Source organism: Yinghuangia soli, assembly GCF_021502675.1.
GTDB classification, from domain to species: domain Bacteria; phylum Actinomycetota; class Actinomycetes; order Streptomycetales; family Streptomycetaceae; genus Yinghuangia; species Yinghuangia soli.
Genome location: NZ_JAKFHA010000027.1, coordinates 17955 through 38510, shown reverse-complemented (window position 1 = coordinate 38510; position 20556 = coordinate 17955). Strand labels below are relative to the sequence as shown.

The window sequence follows — 20556 nt, the reverse complement described above, 5'->3', positions numbered from 1 at the left end:
GGAGTGCCGATCAGCCGACGGTGAGGTCGCGGGCCTTCTCCCGCTTCACGGCGTCGAGTTCGGCCTCCGCGCGGGTCCACTGCTCCGGTGCGACGCGTACGTCGCCGGGCTGCGCCGGGAGTTCGGCGAGGAGCCGGCGGCGCAGGTACGTCGGCGGGTGGGTGGCGTCGACCGACGCGCCGGTCTGCTCGTCGACCAGCGAGAGGCGCTCGCGCTCATGTTCCGGGAGCACCGCCAGGTAGGCCTGGAGGTCGTCCCACAGCGACGCGGATCCCTGGCGGGAGGTCGTCCGGGCGCGCTGCCGGTCGATGAACCCGTCGATGCGCGGGGCCAGGACCACGACGTCGAGCAGCCGCATCGCCGCATCGGTCGACGCGGCGCGGGCGGCCAGCCGGTCCGCGAGGTATTCGGCGCGCGGCTTGGTGGCGGTCCAGATGCGACCGTGCAGGCGGCGCATGCCCTTCGCGAACAGGTAGAAGGGGAAGAGCAGGACGGGCAGCAGGTAGGTCTGCACGAAGCTCATGAGGAAGCCGATTTCGTCGCCGCTCCGGTGGTGGCCGGCGGCGCGGGCCGCCCGCGGGTCGAGAAGCGCCTCCCACTCGGCGAGGCTGGCCTGGGCGCTGCCGCCGATGACGCCGTGCGTGGCGTCGCCGTTGACTTGATGGGCGAACTCGTGGGCGAGGAGCGCGACGCGTTCGTCCTCGCGCAGCACCGTCCACAGCGGGAGGCCGAGGACGAGGAAGCGCTCTTGGCGCAGGCCGGCGCGGCCGGTGGCGGCGTTGACCCGGGTGTCGAACGCGACGGCGTCCGGCGGTGCCGCGCCGACGGACGCGGCGACGGTGTCGAGGATGCCGAACAGCGCGGGCATCTGCTCGCGGCGGTGCCAGTCGCGGCCGCGCGGGCCGCGGCCGACGCGCGGCCGGACCGCGCCGGCGAGTCCCACGGCCATGACGCATCCGAGCCAGGCGACCCAGTTGCCCGGATCGGCGGCGAACCAGGCGGCGGCACCGGCCACGATCAGCACGAACGGCAGATGCACGGCCAGTCCGAAAGCGGCGACCGCCCAGCGCGTCCCGGCGGCCGGGCGCGGGTCGGCCCCCGAGCTCAGCTCGGTGTACAGCGCCTCCGCGCGGGCACGGCTCGCCTCGGCCGCCCGCAGGGCCCGCGCGGCCCCGCGGCGCCCGAGCATGGCAGCCGCTTCTGCCTGAGTGACCGCGTCGGCCGACGGCACCGCGCCGTGGTTGCACTGCCGGCACCAGGCCACGAAAGCCGGGTCGAAGCTGCCCGACCATCCGCAGCCGGGCCGCGGGCAGGTGTACGTGCGGGTCGCGGCGGAGGCCGCGCCGGCCGCCGGCCGCGCGCCCTGCTGCGGGATTGCGGTGCCGTCCGGCGCCGCGGCAGGGGCGGCGGCGGACGGGTCGGCGGTCTCGTCAGGTCGGATCACCGGGACAGTGTGATGATCCGACTCGTTGGAGGCAAGCGGTTACCGGCGGGGCCGGGCGGTCAGTGGTCCTCGCGCAGCACCTGCGGGAGATAGAGGGCGCCCGAGCCGAAGCGGGCCGCGGAGTCGTCCGGGTTGGAGATCGCGCAGCGCTGCAGCGACAGGCAGCCGCAGCCGATGCACTGGTCGAGGCCGTCGCGCAGGGTGGTGAGGGCGGCGATCTCCTCGTCCAGCCGGGTCCGCCAGCTGCGCGAGATGCGGGCCCAGTCGGCCTTGTTGGGGGTGCGCGACGCGGGCAGGGTGGCGAGCGCCGCGCGGATCTCGTCGAGGCTGAGGCCCACGTGGCGGGCGGCCCGGATGAAGGCGAGCCGGCGCAGGACGTGGCGCTCGTACCGGCGCTGGCCCCCGCTGGTGCGCAGTGCGCCGATGAGGCCTTCGCGCTCGTAGAAGCGCAGGGCCGAGGCCGCGAAGCCGCTGCGCTTGGCGACCTCGGAGACGGTCAACAGGTCGGTGTCCTTCATGGCCGGGCCCTTCTTGCATCGCCTCGCGCAGATTCCTTGACTTGAAGTCAACTTCAACTTGCAGCATAGGTGACGTAACCGCTCCTTGACGGACCATCACAGGAATTGGGGATGATCCTCATGCCCGTCGCCCTCATCACCGGCGCTTCCCGCGGACTCGGCCTCTCCCTCGCCCACGGCCTCGCCGAACGCGGCTGGACGCTCATCGTCACGGCCCGCGGCGTCGACGAGCTGGCCTGGGCGGCCGCCGACCTGCGTACCGAGACGAAGGTCGTCACGGTCACCGGCGACGTCGCCGATCCGGACCACCGGCGCGAGATCGCCCGTACGGTCGCCGCGCTCGGCTCTCTCGACCTGCTGGTGAACAACGCCGGGACGCTCGGCATCAGCCCGCTCCCGGCGATCGCCGACTACCCGGCGCAGGCGCTCGAAGAGGCCTTCCGCATCAACACCGTCGCGCCGCTGGCGCTGATCCAGCTGCTGCTGCCGCAACTCGCCGCGGCCGGCGGCATCGTCGTCAACGTCACCTCGGACGCCTCGGTGGAGGCATACCCCGGCTGGGGAGGGTACGGCGCGTCCAAGGCCGCCCTCGACCACATCACCGGGACCCTTGCCGCGGAGAACCCGGAGCTGCGGTTCTACGCGGTCGACCCGGGCGACATGCGCACCGCGATGCACCAGGAGGCGTTCCCCGGCGAGGACATCTCGGACCGCCCCGAACCGGGAACTGTCGTGCCCGGGCTGCTGAACCTGCTCGACCGGCGCCCGGAGAGCGGACGCCACCGTGCTTCCGGCTTCGCGGCGGGGGGCGCTTCCCGCGCTACCGGCACGGCCGGCACGACCGGCGCGACCGACACGAGTAACACGACCGGCACAACCGGCAAGACCGACAGTCCTGGCAACTCCGGTGACTCGTCCGGCAGTAGCACCGTCACGCTTGAGGAGGTCCCGCGATGAAGGTTCTCGACCTGGCCGCCGCACAGACCCGCTTCTCCCTCCCCGACGAACTGCACGCCGCAGAACCGCCGGAGGCCCGGGGGCTGACCCGGGACGGCGTCCGCCTGCTGGTCGCCGACGGCGGTGGGGCCGAAGGGGGCGGGGCCGAAGGGGGCGGGGCCGCAGGCGGTGGCGCCGAAGATGGCGAGGCCGCAGGCGGCGGCAAGATCACCGTCCGGCACGCCCGGTTTCGCGAACTCGGCGCCCATCTGCGGCCCGGCGACCTGCTGGTGGTCAACACCTCCGGCACGCTCCCGGCCGCGGTCGACGCGGTCCGCGAGGACGGCCGCGGTGTGATCGTGCACTTCTCCACCGAGTTGGACGACGGCCGCTGGCTCGCCGAACTGCGGCCGCCGGACAACAAGGGCGGCCCGATCCCGGACGGCCGCGTCGGCGAAGCGGTGCTCCTGCCCGGCGGCGTCCGGCTGCATGTGGACGCGGCGTACCCGGACCCGTGCACGATCACCGGCAGCAGGCTGTGGGCGGTGCGCACCGACGCGCCCGCCGGAGTACCCGCGTACCTGGCCGAGCACGGCCGCCCGATCACCTACGGATACCTGCGCGGCCGCTGGCCGCTCGCGCACTACCAGACCGTCTTCTCACGCGACCCGGGCAGCGCTGAAATGCCCAGTGCGGCACGCCCGTTCACCAATGACATCGTCCTCGACCTGATCGCCTCCGGGGTCGTCGTGGCGCCGATCACCCTGCACACCGGCGTCTCCTCGCTGGAGGCCGGCGAACCGCCGCTGCCGGAGCGCTACCGCGTACCCGAGCAGACCGCCCGGCTGGTCGAACTGACCCGGCGCAGCGGCGGCCGCGTCATCGCGGTCGGCACCACCGCCACCCGCGCGCTGGAGAGCGCGGCGCTGCCGGACGGGAGCATCCTGCCCGGCGAGGGTTGGACCGACCTGGTACTCGGCCCGGACCGCCCCGCATATGTGGTGGACGGCCTGATCAGCGGCCTGCACGCGCCGGACGCCTCGCACTTGCTGCTCCTGGAGGCGGTGGCAGGCCCGGACGTGGTCGGCCGGGCGTACGAGGCGGCTCTCGAACACGGTTACCTGTGGCACGAGTTCGGCGACTCCAGCCTGCTGCTGCGGTGAGGCCGTCGCCGTCTTCCTGCCTCGTGCTGCACCTCGCCCCGTGCCCCGCGCTCTGACCGGCGCGGGGCACGGCCGTACGTCGTACGCCGGGCGCCGGGCGCCGGGCGCCGGGCGCCGGATGCCGGGCGTCGGGCGCCGTCAGGAGGCAGGTGGCGGCGCTTCCGCATCCGCGCCGCCGGGCTGCTCGGCTCGACGCAGTGCCGCCAACTGGCGCCGGGTGGTCCGCAGGACGACGACGCCGGCCGCGAGTGCGCAGCCGGCGTGGGTGAGCGCGTAGACGATCCGCTCCCCCACGTAGTCGGTCTCCATCTCCAGCTGCTGGAGAGTCGATTCGTCGTAGTAGTGGCTCATCGGACCGATGGCCCGCAGGAACAACACGACCGCGAACACCGCCAGGCACAGCCAGGCGAGCGGAATCGGGCCGATGCGGAGCCGGGCGGCCTGCTTGGCCTCCCGTTCCCATTCGTCCCGGGGCCAGGCCACAAACCCCGGGCGCGGGTGCCGGAAGGCGCGGCGGTTGCGCTGCGCCGCGACCGCCCAGCACACGAGAAGCGCCACCATGGCGGCAAAGGCGAGCACGATCAGGCGCCCGGCCCACTGCGTCGCGCCGTTGCCGGTCCGGATCATCAGACTCGCGTCGGCCAGCTCGGCCCGCTCCGCGGGGTCGTCGATGCGGGCCGCCAGCTCGGCGCGCCAGTCCCGGTACACGAGGGACGCGTACACGTTCGCCGCGGCGAAGGCGAGGGTGCCGCAGCAGGCTGCCACCGCCAGTCTGGCCAATCGCGCCGGGCTGGTGGGAAGTTCGCGCGGCGGCGGGCGCCAGTACGCGGGCTGGGCGGCGGATGCTTGTCCGGACATGGCGGCCCCCGTTTTGGTCGGCCGAGCGGCCGTGTCCGCAACGGAACACGACCAGCGGGCGAACCGGCCACAGGACGGTCGGATTCGTGCGCCAACCGAAACGGTTCCGTGTCATGCAGGGTCGCAGGGTCGCCGGTACGCCAGCCGTCGGGTGTTCGGTCGCCGGGTGATCAGGCAGGTGATCGGGAGCCAGGTGACCGTGCCGTCAGCCCGTCCGCGGTGGCGAAGACGCCGCGGACGTACGCGTTATGCCGCGCCTTCCGCGGACTTCTCCGCGATGCGGCGCTCGGCCTCCGCCCACGTCACGGGGAGGTCGGCCGTGCCGGTGTTCCAGAACACGAAGACGGACGTCTTCATCGTCGGGCGCATCGCGGTGACGATGCTCTTGTGCGGGTCGGTGGCGTTGTAGGCCATGAGCGAGGCGCGGTCGTCCCATGCGGAGAGCGTCAGGAAGGTGCGCGCGAAGGGTCTCGCGACGAGCGAGGCGCCGAAGCAGCCGGGGGCGCTGCGTACCTGGCGCCAGGCGGACAGCGACTTGAGGAAGAAGCGCGGCACGTCCTTGAGGCTGCGTACCTCGAAGCGCGAGGCCATGACGAGCGCGGTCTCGCCCTGCGGCGGGTTGGGGACGGTCCAGGGCAGCGTGGGCATCGACGACTCCGTAATCCGTGAGCGGGCGGGCCGCGCCGCCGGGCGCGGACATCAAGACGATCGTGGTGCGGCGAACGCCGCGGATCACTCAAGCCGCGCCGGGTGTCCGGCTATTCCGCGGGCGACGAAGGCCCCCGTTGCACCGAGGCATCAGGGGCCTTCGACCGGACCGCTCACGGGAGCGGGCGGCGGCATCACCGGGCCCGGCCTCGGTGCGGCAACCTGGCGGCGGCCGGGGCGGCGTGGGTGGGCATCAAAGCGCGGTGGCCTGCGGCGGAGCCGTTCCGTCGCGGCTTGGCGGCGGTCGCCGTGGTGGCGAAGGCGGCGCTCAGGACGCCGGCGGGCCGGGCCTCCGCGGCCGAGGTCCTGACGGGGCCGAAGCCGGCAACGGCAACAACCGCGGCAACCGCGGCAGTACGGGTGAACACAAGCGACTCCTCACGAACAGCAGGGGCGGCAAGGACCGCAGGGACGACGGACAGCTTCGGCATGGCGGCCGAAGCACGTGCACCTGGGCGGGCGAGCAAAGGCGTTCCTCTTCTCAAGGGGCAGGCAAGTACGGCGGCGGCAGGTCCGGCTCCGGCCCTGTCAGGCGAGGTAGTCGCGCAGGAGTTCGGCGCGCGGGCGGAGGCGCAGCTTGGCGAGGGCCTTCTTCTCGATCTGCCGGATGCGCTCGCGGGTGACCCCGAACGTCCGGCCGACCTCGTCGAGGGTGTGCACCTCGCCGTCGGCCAGGCCGTAGCGCAGCGCCAGGACCTCGCCCTCGCGCTCGGTCAACTCCGCCAGCACCTGGTCGAGTTGCGCGCGGAGCGTGGCGCCGGTGACGGAGTCCTCGACGGACGGGCCCGCGGTGTCCTCGACGAGGTCGCCGAGTTCGCCGCCGTCCTCGCCCAGCGGGGCGTGCAGCGAGACGGGAGCCCGGTCGTACGCCAGGACCTCCGTGACGCGGTCTGCGGTCAGGCCGAGTTCGGCGCCTATCTCGGCGGGGGCGGCCTCGCGGCCCAGGGCCGTCTCCAGCGCGCGGCGGGTGCGCGCGACCTTCGCGATCAGCTCGGCCATGTGCGCCGGGACGCGGATGGTCCTGGACTGGTCGTCCGCGGCGCGGTGCACCGCCTGCTTGATCCACCAGGTGGCGTAGGTGGAGAACTTGAAGCCGAGCGTGTGGTCGAACTTCTCGACCGCGCGGATCAGCCCGATGTTGCCCTCCTGCACGAGGTCGAGCAGCGGCATGCCCGTGTACATGTAGCGCTTGGCCACCGAGACGACGAGGCGCAGGTTCGCCTCGACCATGCGGTCCTTGGCGATGCGGCCGGCCGCGGCGAGCCATTCCAGGTCGGCGCGGTCGGCGGCGGTCAGGCCGTCCGCGGTGTCGAGCCGGTCCTGGGCGAAGAGCCCGGCCTCGATCTGCCGGGCCAGCTCCACCTCGGCCGCCGCGTCCAGCAGCCGGGTGCGCCCGATCGCCTTGAGGTAGGCGGCCGCGGGGTCGGCCTGCACAGCAGTGGTGGCGGTGGCGGTCGTGGGAGCGGCGGTGGCGGCAGTGGTCAAAGCATCTCCTTAGGTCGGTCCTAAATTTAGGATCGACACCAGAGACTGTCAACCCTAAAAATAGATCCGACCCAAAAAAGTGTCGGACCTATGCGAGGATGACCCCCATGAGCACGCGAGAAGCGGTCGGGCTGCGGGCCCAGAAGAAGCTGGAGACCCGGCAGGCGATCTCCGACCACGCCACCCGGCTGTTCATCGAGAACGGCTTCGACGCGACGACGATCGCGGACATCGCGGGCGCCGCGCGGGTGGCCAAGATGACCGTCACGAACTACTTCCCCCGCAAGGAGGACCTGGCGCTGGACCATGCGGACGCCTTCGTCGCGAGCCTGGCCGCGACCGTCGCGGCGCGCTCGCCGGGCGTGTCCGCGGTCGGCGCGCTGCACGAGGCGTTCCGGGAGGCCCTGGCCACCCGCAACCCGGTGCTCGGCTTCAGCGGCGAGCCGTTCGCCCGCATGGTCGCGGCGAGCCCGACGCTGGTCGCCCGGCTGCGCGAACTGCACGACAAGCGCGAAGAGGCTTTGGCTGACGTCCTGGCCGCGGAGACGGGTGCCGACGCCGGCGACCTCGTACCGAAGCTGGCCGCCGCGCAGATCGGCGGTGTACACCGGGCCCTGTTCCAGGAACTGCAGCGCCGCACCCGCGACGGGGAACCGGACGATGCGATCGCCGCCGCGGTCCGGGACAGCACCGAAGCGGCCTTCGCGCAGCTGACCCGCGCGCTGGGCGACTACGCGGTACGGCCGTAGCCCCGGACGAACGCCGAGGGGCGGCCCGCGCCTGCGGGCCGCCTCTCGAAGTCGTACAGCACGCAGCGCGCACTCGGCGCGCCGCAAGTCGCAGGCAGCAGCCCGCGCCGGCATCCTCAGACGCCGTACCCGCCATCCACGTCCAGCTTCTGGCCGCTGATGAAGCCGGCCCGGTCGGAGGCCAGGAAGCAGACCGCCTCGGCGATGTCGGCGGCGACGCCGAACGTGCGCAGCGGGATGTTGTTGCGGGCCACGTCCAGGGCGCGCTCGTCCAGCGCACCGCTGCCGATCAGCTCGGCGGCCATGCCCTCGGTCAGCATGCCGGGGCCGACGCAGTTGACCCGGACCCCGAACCGGCCCTCCTCGGCGGCCAGCGCCCACGCGGTCTGCTCGACCGCGCCCTTGGGCGCCGAGGACAGCCCGTCCCGGATCGGATAACGCTTGGTGGCCGCGGTGGTGACCGCGACGATGCTGCCCTTGCTCACCCGCAGGTGCGGCAGCGCGGGGTGCACGAGGTTGAAGAAGGCCACCGCGTCGTTGTCGATCTGGCCCTTGAACTGCTCGGGCGAGACGCGGCTGAGGTGGATCATCGGCACGTGCGGGCCGGACGCGTAGACCAGCGTGTGGATCCCGCCGAACTCCGCGGCCGCCTCGTCGAGCACCGCGGCCACCCCGGCGGCGTCCGTCAGGTCCGCCTTCCACGTCTTGGCACGGCGCCCGTGCTTGGTGCGGACCTCCTCGGCGATCTCGTCGGCCGCCCCGGCATTGCTGCGGTAGGTGAGGACCAGGTCGCTGCCGCGCTCCGCGAGCATGCGGGCGATCGCCGCTCCCAGGCCGCCACTGGCGCCGACCACGACCGCCGCGCCGGTCTTCGTCGCGAAATCCTCAGCCAAACCGGTCATGGGCGCGCTCCTCACACCTTGATCTGATTACCCGTCAGATCTACGCGCGCCCGCCCGCGATGTCAATCAGTCCGCCGTAGTGCGCCCGCACACACCCACCGCTTGAACCCGCCCCGGAGGCCCCTGACGCCCGCTCGGCGCCGCCCCCCGCGACCCGCCGTTAATGCGGTGTCGAGCACCCTCGGAGATCGGGTACTATTTTCCACGCAGCACGCGCCGCTAGCTCAGTTGGTTAGAGCAGCTGACTCTTAATCAGCGGGTCCGGGGTTCGAGTCCCTGGCGGCGCACCAAGTCCAAGGCCATCCGTATTCGTACGGATGGCCTTGGTCGTTTTTCGGCGCGTCTGCCGTCCCTGATCAGGAGCGGCAGCGCCCTGTCATCGCCGACAGCCATCGGCTACTCGACCGCAGACGCCGGCGGCGTTGCGTGGTGGAGCTGTGTCACGGTCACTGCGGCGTCGAAGCCGAGCACGGTGTCGGGGTGGTCGGACAGGAGGCTCTCGTAGAGCGGCCGGTAGTGGGCGTGCTTCCTTGGGGTCCGGCCGTCGTCGGTGTGCGCGGCCAGGAGCGTCTCGCCGCGGGCGGCGAAACCGGTCATTGCGGTGTGGTCGATCCATACCTCCACACCGGATTCCCCGAAGGCGATGACGGTCTCCTTGCTGCTGGAGCCGGTCAGCCAGCTGGTGCGCAGCCTTGCCGTTCCTGTCGCGCCACGTGACTTGAAGGCGAAGGTGCACCACGCGCTCGCGCCGCCGTCGAGTTGCGTCGCGGACGTCAGGCTCGTCAGGTCAACCAGGCCGGCCAGCACGCTGAGCTGGTTGATCCCGGAGTCCATCCAGCTTGATCCGTACGAGGCAAAGGCCTGCTCGCCGCGGAGGATGTACGGGTCATGGAATGCCGAGGTGATCGTGGTGACCGGTCCCCATTCGGGATGCTCGCCGAGCTGCTGGGCAGCCCATCGCACTTCGGGTGAGAAGGCGAAGTGATGTGCGGTGAACACGCGGCCGCGTACGTCGGCCTTGGCGTCCAGCGCCCGCAGCCGGTCGAGCGCGGCGAGGTCGTGGACAAGAGGCTTCTCGACCAGCACGCGAGCGGACGATAGGGCGAGCGCTTGTTCGGCGAGGTCAGCGTGGGTGTCTGTGGGTGTGGCGATCACGACCAGGTCGGGCTGGTGGACCTCGAGCGCTTCTGCGACGCCGCCGTAGTGCGGTGGCGTGCCTCCGCGGAAGTCGACCGGTCCGTCCGGGTGCGGATCGACGGTGAAGTCCAGGGAGACGTCTGGCAGTCCTGCGAGGACTTCGAGGTGGGTCTCCGCGATGTGCCCGAGGCCGACCAGGCCGACCTGTACCGAACCACTCAACTGTTCTGCTGCTCCTGTCGTGAAAGCCCTGCGTGCGCGGGGCTCTGCCGTACGCGGACCGTCACCTCTGAACCACCGCCTGCGCCCAGCGCCCCAAGGCCGCCTCGGGGCCGTCCACCCAGTCGACAGCGTGCGGGTCTTGCGCCGCGGAATCGACACCGTCGATCCAGGACGTGGCGACCGGTACCCAGTAGACGTTGCCACCGGATGCACGCGTGCGCTCATCCAGTTCGGCACGTAAGCGGCGAGCGGCTTCGTAGTCACCCGCGCGCACGTTGAGGAGGATCTCCGCGACGTCGGCCAGGTTGTGGCCCCCGCGGTACCCGATTCCGTCCGTCAGCCGCCGGGTGTCGGCGACCGTCCGGCGGGCTGCCGCGTGGTCCTCGCCCATCGCTGCGGCAACGGCCTCGGCAGAACGGACCTTGACGAGCTCCACCGGGTTCGGGACAAGGTCCAGCAGTTCCCGCGCGCGCTCCGCGGCGGCAGCCACCGTCGATGCGTCTCCGGACCAGCAGGCGGTCTGGGCGAGGTTGGCCTGCGCCTTCGCCTCGGCCGCAGCCAATCCTTCACCTCGGGCCAGCGCAATCGCCTGGGTGTAGGCGTCCGTGGCTTCGGCGAACCGCGCGTTGACACGCCAGATGTGCCCGATCAACCGCAGCCGTTCGCCTTCTTCAGCCGCGTTGCCGGCACGTTCACTTCGCAGTGCCTCCAAGGCTGCGACGAAGCGTCCATTGAGGTAGTCGTAATCGCAGAGCCAGTAGCGCGCAGCGGCATCAAACTCTCCGCCCAGCAGGTCGCGGTAGATCTCCGCGGCCCGCTTGTAGTCACCCGCGTTCCGCAGCGCATGCGCGAGGTGAAGCTGGACGAAATGCGCGGCAAGACTCCCGCTGCCGATTCCTGCCTGGGCGCCGTCCAGGACCGCTACGGCCTCTGGAGCGCGCCCGGTCCGGCGCAGGTGCACACCTTGTATCGCAGCGGAGATCGTCCTGAATTCCGGAGAACCCGTCGAGCCGCCGGCGAGGCCCGCGCCGATGCTCGTCCATTGGCCGGCCTCGACCAGGCGCTGGGCTGCGCGGACCATCCAGTCTTCGAAGATTCCGTACGAGCCCGACAGTCTGAGGCCGGACTCGAGTGCTTGGGCCACGAGCACACGTCCCGTGTCAGGTTCCAGTTGCCTGCCGAGCCACCTGAGCAGCCGGTTGGCGACCTCGGCGCGGTCGCGATCGGACCAGCCGTCCGGGAGTCCCTGGTCGGCCTCTCCGATGGCGTGGCGGAGTGCGGCGTGGAGGGCGTACGGGCGTTCGTAGGCATCGTCGTGGGTCAGGAACGGACGCCGGAGAAAGCGGGCGATGCGCCCATCCGAGAGCGAGGGCTGGCCTGCGCGGAGCAGCGCTGCATCGACTCGGTCGATCAACGCCGCGGTACGGACGAGGTCGCGTTCCTCCTGGGAGAGGTCCCGGATGGACCGTGTGGCGACGGCGGTGAACGATCCTCCGAAGTCGTCGACCGAGGGCTGTGCTCCACGGGCGAGCAACTCGACGAAATGCGAGACGGAAAGGTCCAGGTAGAGGGGTAGTCCTTGACCACCGGAGATGATGCGTTCACGGACCGGCGCGGGCATCGCGGGTGCACCGTCTTCGGTGAGGGCCTCGCGGAGGAAGCTGTCGGCGTCGGAGTCCGACAGGTAACCGACGAGATGCTGCCGTGGTTCGTCCGTGTCGTTGCTGAAGTGCAGGGACGGCCAGCACTGCGGGCCCGTGAAGTCGAGCTCGCCACTGGTGCCGTGGTCGGCCCAGTCGATCCGGTTGCGGCCGGTGACCACGAACAGGACGTTCGGCATCAGGTACACGCACCGCTGCAGGAACCGCTCGGCCGTGCGGTCCGCCGCCCCGCCCAGGGCTTCGAAGGTATCCAGGAAGACGCAGACCTGAGGTCGCTTGCCCCGCTTGGTCTGGCGGTCCAGATCCCAGGCCAGCAAGTAGGGGAAGTACGAGAGCGTCTCGTAGTCGGCCTCTGCCTCGACCAACTCCGCGAACAAGTCGCAGTCCGAGAGCAGTCGCCCCTCGCGTACGCGGTCCCGAATCGCCCGGTAGGTGCCCAGGGCCGCGCGCTGCGCGATGCCGACGAGTCCGCCCAGGTCGGGCGGGAGGACGGCACCGACGTTGGACGTGAACTGTTCGTTCAGACCGACGCTCCGCGAAGCTCGGCGCATTGCCGGCGAGGAGTCCAGGAACTCCTGCAGGGGTTCCCCCGGATGGGCGCGTTCCCAGTACGCGGCAAGCGCCAAGTCGAACGCCTGCCAGCGGCTTCCCAACTGCCCCAAGCCGGCGCGCAGGCGTAAGAGAACGCCTTCAAGGTCCGAGGCGCCGTCCTCGGAAAGATCGATGCGCACGGCCACGACGTCCTGCCGTCCGTCGTCCTGGGCGGCGGTGAGGAAGAGACGCTCCAGTTCATGGGAGAGCGTCGTCTTTCCTATCCCGCCCACCCCGTAGTACGAGAGGACATTGCGGCGTCCTTGTATCCGGTCGACCACGGGCGAGATGGGCGCATCGGCCAGGGACTGGTGCAGCGCAGTCAGCGACCGCCGAAAGGCAGCCACCTCGTCGACTCGATTGGTGAACACCTGCTGTGCGGCGACAGCTGATGAAGCACCACTCATGAAGGCGGCGCGTAAGTTCAGTCGTGTCATCCGGTCCCCTCAGGCGACAGCACGCGGACACGTCGTCGGCGGCCCACCGAGACCCCCATAGACGACCGTAGCGCGACCGCGCACCCCAGGGCAGTGAACGGCTTCCGATCGGTTGGGAACAACAACGGTGACCAGGAGATCAGCGTCGGGGGCAACTGGCGGCGCAGCGACTCCCGTTCCGGCGTGAGGCCTCCTACAGCGGGCTCCTGGCGGCGGTGGATCGCGCAGCGAATGCCGTGCTGCATGGGCCTGTTGGTGGTGGTGGCTTCGAGTTGCGGACGCGGTAGGGCCATGTTCATGGGGTGATTCGGGTCAAGGATTCGGACAGTCATGCGGGGGGCACCAGCCGGGCCGCCGTTCGGGGCGGGGCAAAAGGGGCACTCCTGGCGGATTGCGGATGCGCCGATCGGGTGACGGGGCATCATTTGACCTTCAGTCAATACGTGTCTGTTTGATGGATTTCGAGATGCAATGTCCGGAAAGCCCGTTGAAGATGAGTGAGGCACTGCGGGGTCCCCCGCGGTCATCGACGGCCGCGCCCGCCGCAGACGCCGAAAGGACTCACCTGTCATGCGTCGTTCCTGCACTTACGTCCTTGGCGCTTCTTCCGCGATAGCCCTGCTCGCTCTCGCGCCCACCGCCGCCCACGCCCAGGGGGCAGAAGTCTTTCCCGGGTCCGGAAGCCCGGGCACCAAGGTCACCGTGAACGACGGCAACCTCTGCGCCGGCACGGCGGCGAGTGCCACCTCCGAGGCTTTCGGCACGATCACGCTGTCCAAGGGCACCCAGACCATGGTCGGCTCCGGGACCGTGAAGGAAGTGCCGAACGGGTCGTACGGCGTCAAGCTGACCTGCGGCAACGGCAAGTCGGCGTCCGGCTCGTTCTCGGTGACCGGCAGCACGTCGACCAAGCCGACCACGCCCACGACCAAGCCCACGGGCGGCGTGAAGGCGGGTTCGGGCGGCACTGCCGAGACTGAAACCGCGGGCCTGTCGGCCGGCGGTGCGCTGCTGCTCGGTGGTGGCGCGTTTGCCGTGTACGCGCTGCGCCGCCGCAGTTCCTCCAGCCCCACGGCGTAGCGACCCGGGCCTGACGGGCCGGCCGCGCGTCTTCCTTGCACCGCGCTCACGCACCGGCGGCGCGCCGCGTCACTCGTCGGGTGGAGCAGTTCCAGAGCCCGTCCCGCATTCCCGGCTTCGGCACCGGGATTTGCGGGGCGGGCTCTTCGGGGCCCGCCTTCGGGTAGGGCCTGCCGACTTTGCCGAACCGCCCTTTCAGGAGGACCTGTTGGCCGCCGAGTCGAAGTCCGGACGCGGATTCCGGATGCTGCTGGCTGTTGCCGTACTGGTCGTCCTCGCGGGCGGCCTGCTGGTTTCCCGGACGCCGGGCGGGGACGGGGGCGGGCCGCCGCAGCCGCCTGCGTCCGCGGCTCGTCCGTACGGAGCGATCACCCCGGACGCGCAGGCTGCGGTCGACCCGGCGGCGGGGGCCCCGGCGGTGCTGCCGCCGTCGGCTCCGGTGCGGGTGGCGATTCCCAAGATCGGGACGAATGCGCCGCTCGTGGGGCTGTCGTTGGAGGCGTCCGGTGAACTTGCCGTGCCGGATCCGGACGACCGCAACGTGGCGGGCTGGTACCAGGACGGCGTCACGCCCGGCTCGCCCGGGACGGCGATCGTGGTCGCGCACGTGGACACGAAGACGGGCCCCGCGGCCTTCTTCGGCCTTGGTGAGCTGCGGCCCGGGGACACCGCCGACATCACCCGGGCGGACGGTGTGGTGGCGACGTTCCGCATCGAGTCGGTCGAGGTCTTCGAGAAGAAGGACTTCCCGAGCGAGCGGGTGTACGCGGACACCGAGGACGCGCAGCTGCGGCTGATCACGTGCGGCGGCGCGTACGACAGGCAAGCGGGCGGCTACCAGTCGAACGTGGTCGCGTTCGCGCGGCTTGTCGGGACGCGGGCCGGGGGCTGAGGAATCGGTCGGGTTCGTGCGGCCGGGTGCGGATGGGTGTCGCGTGGTGCGGCTCGAACGGCTTGGGGGCCCGAACGGCTTGGGGGCTCGGGCGGCTTAGGCGGTTTGGCGGCTTGGGCGGTTTGGCGGCTTGGGCGGCTTGCGGGCTCGGGCGGCTCGGGCGGCTTAGGCGGTTTGGCGGCTTGGGCGGCTTGGCGGCTTGGCGGCTTGGGCGGCTTGGGGGCTATCGGATCTTGCGGACGGTCAGCAGGTCCGAATCGCCGCCGGCCGCGAGGATCCTGCTGTCGGCGGAGAACACCAGCCTGCGCACGCGGTGCCCTTCGATGCGTTCCAGGGTGATCGGCGCCGGCTCGCGGGTCGTCGCGTCGCGCAGGTCGATGCCGCGGTCGGCGCGTTGCCGTCCGATCGCCAGAAGGCTGCCGTCGGGTGCGTACGCCCAGGTGAAGCAGGGGTCGTCGGGCTCGGTCCGGGTGGCGGCCGGAGTGTGCCAGGCCAGTTCGCCGGTTTCTGCTGAGAAGGCGAACGGGCCCTGCGCGGGCTCGATATTGGCGACGATCAGCTTCTCGTCCGGGTCGAAGCCGATGCGGTCCAGTCGGTTGTCCGGGTAGGGCGCCGGTACCTGGATGCGGCTGCGGAGGGTGCCTGTGTCGACGTCCCACACTTCGATGGCGTCGCCGTACCTGTGCATGCTGCCGTGGCTGGGCCGGTAGAGCGCGAGCAGGCGGCCGGACGGCGACAGCGCGGCCGCGCGGCACTCGGTGGCGGGGCCGGTGACGGGGTCGGCGACGGGCAGGGCGAACAGGGCGGTGCCGTCGGCGTCCTGGATGCGGACGGTGTCGCCGGTGTCGAAGACGAGCAGGCGGGTGCGGGAGGCGTCCCACTCGGGTTCGAGGCGGTAGGGGTTGAAGTGCGCGTCGTGCAGGTGCCGGTACGAGGCGAGCACGCGGATTTCGCCGGTGCGCAGGTCCAGTCGGCGCGTCTCGCCGTCGAGGGCGAAGACGAGTGCGGTGCCGGTGCTGTCGTAGCCCAGCGCGTGCAGGACGGTGTACGCCCGGGTGCCGTGCGGCCCCGCTGCGGGCTCGGTGTGGACCGGGCGGCGTACGCCGGTTGCCACGTCGATCAGGTGGATCTCGGCGCCGGAGCCGTCCCGGAGGCTGGTCGCGACGGCGACCTCGGCGCCGTCGGGGCGCAGGTCGAAGGCGCTGGAGACGTACCGGTTCGGGACCGTGCACTCGAGCAGGAGATCGCCCGGGCGGGCTGCGTCGGGGACGCGCAGGACGGCGAAGCCTTCGTGCATCTTGCGGCGCACCTGCTTGCGGAACTCCTGGGCCGCGGCAGCGGGTGGGCCGTCGATGTGCCGGGAGGTGGACCGCGGTTTGCCGGCTCCGGTCCAGGACTCGCGGGTGATGCGGGTGCCGTCGCGGGTGAGTCGCCAGTGCTTGGGGAGCGGGGAGTCGTGCCGGGTGAGGAGCACGGTCGGCGGCTCGTCGGTTCGCTGCATGGCGGACACGGTAGGGGGCCGCGGCAGGGGGCCGCCGCGATGGCATTGGTCGGTGGAAAGGGACGTCAGGGGCGGGCAAAGTGGGTGGGCCCCTTGCATTCCACAACGAATGGGTTGTGGGGCGGAGTTCCGGGCCGGCGATGGACCGGTATGGCACGGTGTGGCGCGGCGTCGGCGGCGTGGGCGGCGGGGCGTGGCACGGGGCGCGGGGCAAGGCGCGGCACAGCGGGGCAGAGCGCGGCGCAGCGGGCCGGGATGCGGCACAGCGGGCGGGGTGCGGCACAAGGCCGGAGCGAGGCACAGCCGACCGGGATGCGGCACAGCGAGCGGGGCGCGGCACAAGGCCGGAGCGAGGCACAGCCGACCGGGATGCGGCACAGCGAGCGGGGCGCGGCACAAGGCCGGAGCGAGGCACAGCCGACCGGAGTGCGGCACAAAGGGCGGAGCACAGGCACAACCGACCGGGGTGCGGCACAAGGCCGGAGCGAGGCACAGCCGACCGGGATGCGGCACAGCGAGCGGGATGCCACAAGGCCGGAGCCGCTCAGCGGCAAACCCGTTCAGCGAAGGAGCTCAGCGGCGGCCCGGGCCCCGAGTGCCCTTCTTGTGGGCGCGGTGCCGCGTCCGGATTCTCACGCGGCAGCCTGCCCTGCGGCGGAGGCCGTCGGCCGGGGTGCGCAGGTAGCGGCCCCGTCCCCCTCTTCAAACGTCGCGCTGCTCCGGGCCGTTGTCGCCGCCGCCCATCGCCGCCGCGGTCTCGATCTGGTCTTCCATGTCGTCCAGCGTCGCCTGCGGCAAACGGGTGTACGACAGCAGCCGGCCGCCCGCCTCGCGGATCCGGACCGCGACCTCCCGGGCCCACACGTTCTCCACGAAGACCACGACCACCAGCGAGTCGGGCGGCATGATCAGCCCGATCTGCTCGGCGTCGCTCTCCCCCGCCAGGCCGAGCATGCGCCGGGCGGCCACCTCGGCGGCCATGTCGCGCAGGTCCTCGTACTCGCTGATCTCGTGGTGGCTGATCTCGCCGTGCACGTCCTTGACCACGATCAGCATGTCGATGACCCGGACGTCGCCGCGGGCCTCCACCTCGTCGACCGCGTCCAGCACCGACGGAGTCAACCGCTGGCCCGGGAATCCGAGCACGATCGCGTCGACGGGTCCCAGCTCGCCCATGTGCATGGCCTCCTCCAGCGGTTTGCGCATCCCGGATACGCCTTCCACGCTAAGGCGGTACGGCCCGGCGCGCATGCGGATACGGGCCCCCAGCATCCGCTCGGCACCCACCCCTGGCACCCCCGGCACACCCGCTCCGACGTGGAACCGCGGTGGAACCGGCGTGGAACCGGTGTGGAACCAGCGGCCGCCAGCATCATGCGGGCCTGATCACGTGTCAGGTCAGGCGGTGCCCCCCGCCGCCGGCGTCTCCCCCGAAAGGGCTCCGTATGCTCCGCTCGAAGATCGGCAAGGCCGTCGGCCTGCTCGCCTCTGCGATCGCGCTCACCGCGGCCACGCAGACCAGTGCCTCGGCCGCCGCGGTCAGCTGGGGCACCTCGTACCCGCAGCTCGGCAACGCCAAGTGCTCGGACCCGACGTACCTGACCAGCGACTCGGCCATCCAGAGCTGCATCGCGTGGGGCGGCGGCTACGCGCAGGCGTACGTGATCGCCTACAACACCAGCACCGGCACCCGCTACCTGCCGCCGATCAACAGCATCTCGGTCATCGACGCGGCAGGCGGCAACGGCGGCGCCAACAGCTGCGCGGCGAGCAGCTTCCCGACCTACAGCACCCGGTTCTGCAAGGGCCCGCTGAACAAGATCACCGCGTCGAGCTGCATCAACGTCTTCGCGTCCACCGGCTACTACTGGTACGAGAGCCGCGTGATCTGGTCGCCCCTGGTCACGGCCTGCCCCTGATCCCCTGACCCCCGATCCCTGATCCCTGATCCCCTGAACGGAGCAGCCTGCCCCGGTCGGGCCCCGGACGGCGATCCGGACGTCCGGCCGGGCACCGCCCGTCCCCCGCGGGCGGCACGGGGTGCGGCGCGGCGGCTGTTGCAGCGGCCGCCGGGCCGCGCCCGGAAACACCGCCGGCTCGGACGCAGGAGCTCAGTACCCGGGAGCCCGGTAACCAGGAGCTCGGTACGCAGCTTCCCGGCACGAAGGCGCCCTGGCACGAAGGTGCCCGCGCACGCCGGTCAGCTGCAGCAGCACCCGCACACGCAGCCGCACTCCTTGCCGAGGTCGTCGCCCGCCAGAATCCGCCGGTGCACGCGGCGCGCCTCGGGACCGGGTTCGATGCCGAGGCCGTCCACGAGGAGGGCGCGCAGCCGCTGGTACGTGTACAGCGCGTCGCCGCGCCGCCCGCAGCCGTCCAGGGCCAGCATGAGCCGCGGCCACCAAGGCTCGTGCAGCGGATCGGCGGCGATCAGGTTGGACAGTTCGTCGACGACCTCGCGGTGCCGGTCGAGCGCGAGGTCCGCGTCGATGCGCGCCTCCAGCGCGGTCACGCGCAGCCGGGCCAGGTGCGCGCCGTGGCAGGCCACCGGGCCGGCCGGGTCGGCCATGTCGACCCCGTCGTACGGATCGCCGCGCCACATGCCGAGCGCCCGGCCCAGCAGCGCCGACGCACCCACCGGGTCGCCGCAGGCCAGGCGCGCCCGGCCGCGTTCCACCAGCAGGCCGGCGAGAACCGCGTCGATCTCCACGTCCGGTACTCGGAGTTCGTACCCCTGCGGCCGGGTCGCGATCAGCACGCCCTGCCGATCCCCGATCAACTTCCGTAACCGGTGCACCACTTGCGCAACTGCCTTGGCACGCATGGCAGGCGGCTCATCCGGCCACACCTCGGTGAGCAGCCGCTCGGTGAGCACGACGCGTCCGGACGCGGCGGCCAGCCGGGCCAGCAGCGAGCGCGGCCGGGCCCCGGGCACCGGCTGCCAGAGGCCGTGCGGGGGCGTGCCTGCGGCGCGCACTTCGAGCGGGCCCAGCACGCCGACTCCGGCACTGTGCGCCATCCGACCTCCCCCTGGCTGTCAGCCGACTCCCCGGCAGGCTAGGAAGTCGACACGTGCCGCCGTCCGTGCCTATCCCGAAAACGCAGCCCGCCCCCGGGAGTCGGGACAACATCGGAACCTTCCTGGCCCCGCGCGACTCGAAGGAGTAGAGGCGCGCACCGCGGCACCTCGAAAAGGAGCGAAAGGAGCAGAGGGCGCCCGCCAAGGCACCCCCCGACAAGCATGGCGGGGGGCGCCGACACAGGCACCCCCGAGAGCAGGAACCGCGGCCCGGTGCCGAGCGCCGGACCGCCCCGGAACCGGGCGGCCGGAACCGTCCCGGGCTCCCGCCAGGAGCCCGGGACGCGGGACCGGCCCGCCCCGATCGGAGCGGTGGTACGTACGGCGGCACGTACCACCGCTCCGACTCGCCGGGGCCGCGTTTCCCGACGATTCGCCGGTATGAGGGAAATCCCGCTGGATCCCCCGTGCCCGCTGCGGGACGATGAGGGGCTCTTTCGGCCCCGGTTTATCTCAGGTCGACAAATGTCCACCCGGCGCGCGCGTCGCTCGGCCCAACGGGCCGGGTGCTGGCATACAGTGCGGTCGAGTGGAGGACGAAGAGATAGCCCGGACGGGGCCGGGACGAGCGGAGAGGGAGGTGCCCATGGGCGCGCTGCGCAAGGCCGGCTCCTGGCTCGGGCTCGGTTCGGGGGACGAGGACGACGACATGTACCGCACCGGCAGGGGCGCGTACGACACAGGGTCATACGACGAGGACGACGACGTGGACGCCGGTTGGGTCTACGACGACGAGCCCGAGGACCGCTCCCGCCCCTTGGAAGGGAGCGTCGTGCCGGCGTCGGAGATCTTCGCGGCCCGCGCCGCGGCTGCGGCCGAACTGGTCAAGCCGACCTCGCGGATCTCGGTCGTACACCCGAAGAGCTACCACGAGGCTCGCGCAATAGGCGAGTACTTCCGTCAGGACATCCCGGTCATCATCGACCTCACCGCGATGGACGAGTCGGACGCCAAGCGCGTCGTCGACTTCGCGTCGGGGCTGACGTTCGGCCGCCGAGGCACGATAGAGCGTCTCGCCAAGCGGGTCTTCCTCCTGCTGCCGGGCGACGTCGCACTGCTGACCGGAGACCCGGGCAGCAACAACCACGACGGCTTCTTCAACCAGGCCTGATCCGGCCCGGGGGCAGCAGCCGCCCGCACACGACCACGGCGAGGGCCCGTCCGCACACCGCGGACGGGCCCTCGCCGCTTGC

Annotated in this window: 18 protein-coding genes and 1 tRNA gene; 8 read left to right on the top strand and 11 right to left on the bottom strand. The window is 71.7% G+C overall.

Going from position 1 to position 20556, the window contains the following annotated elements; all coding sequences use genetic code 11:
* Positions 1 to 10: 10 nt before the first annotated feature.
* Positions 11 to 1444 (bottom strand): M48 family metallopeptidase, encoded by a 1434-nt coding sequence (locus LZ495_RS45070; protein ID WP_235056489.1) that lies wholly within the window; start codon positions 1442 to 1444, stop codon positions 11 to 13.
* Positions 1445 to 1503: 59 nt separating this feature from the next.
* Complete coding sequence (gene soxR, locus LZ495_RS32125) at positions 1504 to 1962, bottom strand: redox-sensitive transcriptional activator SoxR (protein WP_235056488.1); 459 nt, start codon at positions 1960 to 1962, stop codon at positions 1504 to 1506.
* A 111-nt stretch (positions 1963 to 2073) separates the two neighbouring features.
* Here soxR and LZ495_RS32120 point away from each other — a divergent pair, with 111 nt between their 5' ends.
* Together LZ495_RS32120 and LZ495_RS32115 are read left to right on the top strand one after the other, a co-directional pair.
* Positions 2074 to 2919, top strand: a complete 846-nt coding sequence (locus tag LZ495_RS32120; protein WP_308268672.1) for an SDR family NAD(P)-dependent oxidoreductase — start codon at positions 2074 to 2076, stop codon at positions 2917 to 2919.
* Positions 2916 to 4061, top strand: coding sequence for an S-adenosylmethionine:tRNA ribosyltransferase-isomerase (locus LZ495_RS32115; protein ID WP_235056487.1), 1146 nt, complete (start codon positions 2916 to 2918; stop codon positions 4059 to 4061). Before LZ495_RS32120 ends, LZ495_RS32115 begins: the two co-directional genes overlap by 4 nt.
* Positions 4062 to 4199: 138 nt before the next feature.
* On the opposite strand, the gene LZ495_RS32110 is transcribed toward LZ495_RS32115, so the two are convergent.
* From LZ495_RS32110 to LZ495_RS32100, 3 genes are all read right to left on the bottom strand, one after another.
* Positions 4200 to 4919, bottom strand: coding sequence for a hypothetical protein (locus tag LZ495_RS32110; protein ID WP_235056486.1), 720 nt, complete (start codon positions 4917 to 4919; stop codon positions 4200 to 4202).
* A gap of 246 nt (positions 4920 to 5165) precedes the next feature.
* A complete protein-coding gene (locus LZ495_RS32105; protein ID WP_235056485.1) occupies positions 5166 to 5567 on the bottom strand; it encodes an antibiotic biosynthesis monooxygenase in 402 nt (133 codons plus the stop codon).
* 588 nt (positions 5568 to 6155) lie between these two features.
* Entirely contained in the window at positions 6156 to 7112 is a 957-nt protein-coding gene (locus tag LZ495_RS32100) for a sigma-70 family RNA polymerase sigma factor (RefSeq protein ID WP_235056484.1), read from the bottom strand.
* A 107-nt stretch (positions 7113 to 7219) separates the two neighbouring features.
* Between LZ495_RS32100 and LZ495_RS32095 the strand changes: the two genes are divergently transcribed.
* Entirely contained in the window at positions 7220 to 7861 is a 642-nt protein-coding gene (locus tag LZ495_RS32095; protein ID WP_235056483.1) for a TetR family transcriptional regulator, read from the top strand.
* A 116-nt stretch (positions 7862 to 7977) separates the two neighbouring features.
* Here the strand turns inward: LZ495_RS32095 and LZ495_RS32090 are convergent, their stop codons facing one another.
* On the bottom strand, positions 7978 to 8763 hold the full coding sequence (locus LZ495_RS32090) for an SDR family NAD(P)-dependent oxidoreductase (RefSeq protein ID WP_235056482.1): 786 nt from the start codon (positions 8761 to 8763) through the stop codon (positions 7978 to 7980).
* A 213-nt stretch (positions 8764 to 8976) separates the two neighbouring features.
* Here LZ495_RS32090 and LZ495_RS32085 point away from each other — a divergent pair.
* Positions 8977 to 9053 (top strand) — tRNA-Lys (locus LZ495_RS32085).
* Positions 9054 to 9159: 106 nt separating this feature from the next.
* Here LZ495_RS32085 and LZ495_RS32080 read toward each other — a convergent pair.
* Together LZ495_RS32080 and LZ495_RS32075 are read right to left on the bottom strand one after the other, a co-directional pair.
* Positions 9160 to 10122, bottom strand: a complete 963-nt coding sequence (locus LZ495_RS32080; RefSeq protein ID WP_235056481.1) for a Gfo/Idh/MocA family protein — start codon at positions 10120 to 10122, stop codon at positions 9160 to 9162.
* A 61-nt stretch (positions 10123 to 10183) separates the two neighbouring features.
* Positions 10184 to 12811: a tetratricopeptide repeat protein gene (locus LZ495_RS32075; protein ID WP_235056480.1), complete on the bottom strand. Its 2628-nt coding sequence runs from the start codon at positions 12809 to 12811 to the stop codon at positions 10184 to 10186.
* 570 nt (positions 12812 to 13381) lie between these two features.
* Here LZ495_RS32075 and LZ495_RS32070 point away from each other — a divergent pair.
* Together LZ495_RS32070 and LZ495_RS32065 are read left to right on the top strand one after the other, a co-directional pair.
* Entirely contained in the window at positions 13382 to 13891 is a 510-nt protein-coding gene (locus LZ495_RS32070) for a hypothetical protein (protein WP_235056479.1), read from the top strand.
* A gap of 208 nt (positions 13892 to 14099) precedes the next feature.
* Positions 14100 to 14783 (top strand): class F sortase, encoded by a 684-nt coding sequence (locus tag LZ495_RS32065; RefSeq protein WP_235056478.1) that lies wholly within the window; start codon positions 14100 to 14102, stop codon positions 14781 to 14783.
* A 223-nt stretch (positions 14784 to 15006) separates the two neighbouring features.
* On the opposite strand, the gene LZ495_RS32060 is transcribed toward LZ495_RS32065, so the two are convergent.
* A complete protein-coding gene (locus tag LZ495_RS32060; protein ID WP_235056477.1) occupies positions 15007 to 16284 on the bottom strand; it encodes a WD40 repeat domain-containing protein in 1278 nt (425 codons plus the stop codon).
* Positions 16285 to 16986: 702 nt separating this feature from the next.
* Positions 16987 to 17490 carry a DUF6325 family protein gene (locus LZ495_RS32055; RefSeq protein WP_235056476.1) on the bottom strand — a complete coding sequence of 168 codons (504 nt, stop codon included), beginning with the start codon at positions 17488 to 17490 and terminating at the stop codon, positions 16987 to 16989.
* A 239-nt stretch (positions 17491 to 17729) separates the two neighbouring features.
* Between LZ495_RS32055 and LZ495_RS32050 the strand changes: the two genes are divergently transcribed.
* Positions 17730 to 18203 carry a hypothetical protein gene (locus tag LZ495_RS32050; RefSeq protein ID WP_235056475.1) on the top strand — a complete coding sequence of 158 codons (474 nt, stop codon included), beginning with the start codon at positions 17730 to 17732 and terminating at the stop codon, positions 18201 to 18203.
* 281 nt (positions 18204 to 18484) lie between these two features.
* Here the strand turns inward: LZ495_RS32050 and LZ495_RS32045 are convergent, their stop codons facing one another.
* Complete coding sequence (locus LZ495_RS32045) at positions 18485 to 19303, bottom strand: AfsR/SARP family transcriptional regulator (RefSeq protein WP_235056474.1); 819 nt, start codon at positions 19301 to 19303, stop codon at positions 18485 to 18487.
* A 646-nt stretch (positions 19304 to 19949) separates the two neighbouring features.
* Here LZ495_RS32045 and LZ495_RS32040 point away from each other — a divergent pair.
* Entirely contained in the window at positions 19950 to 20474 is a 525-nt protein-coding gene (locus LZ495_RS32040; protein ID WP_235056473.1) for a cell division protein SepF, read from the top strand.
* Positions 20475 to 20556: the final 82 nt, after the last annotated feature.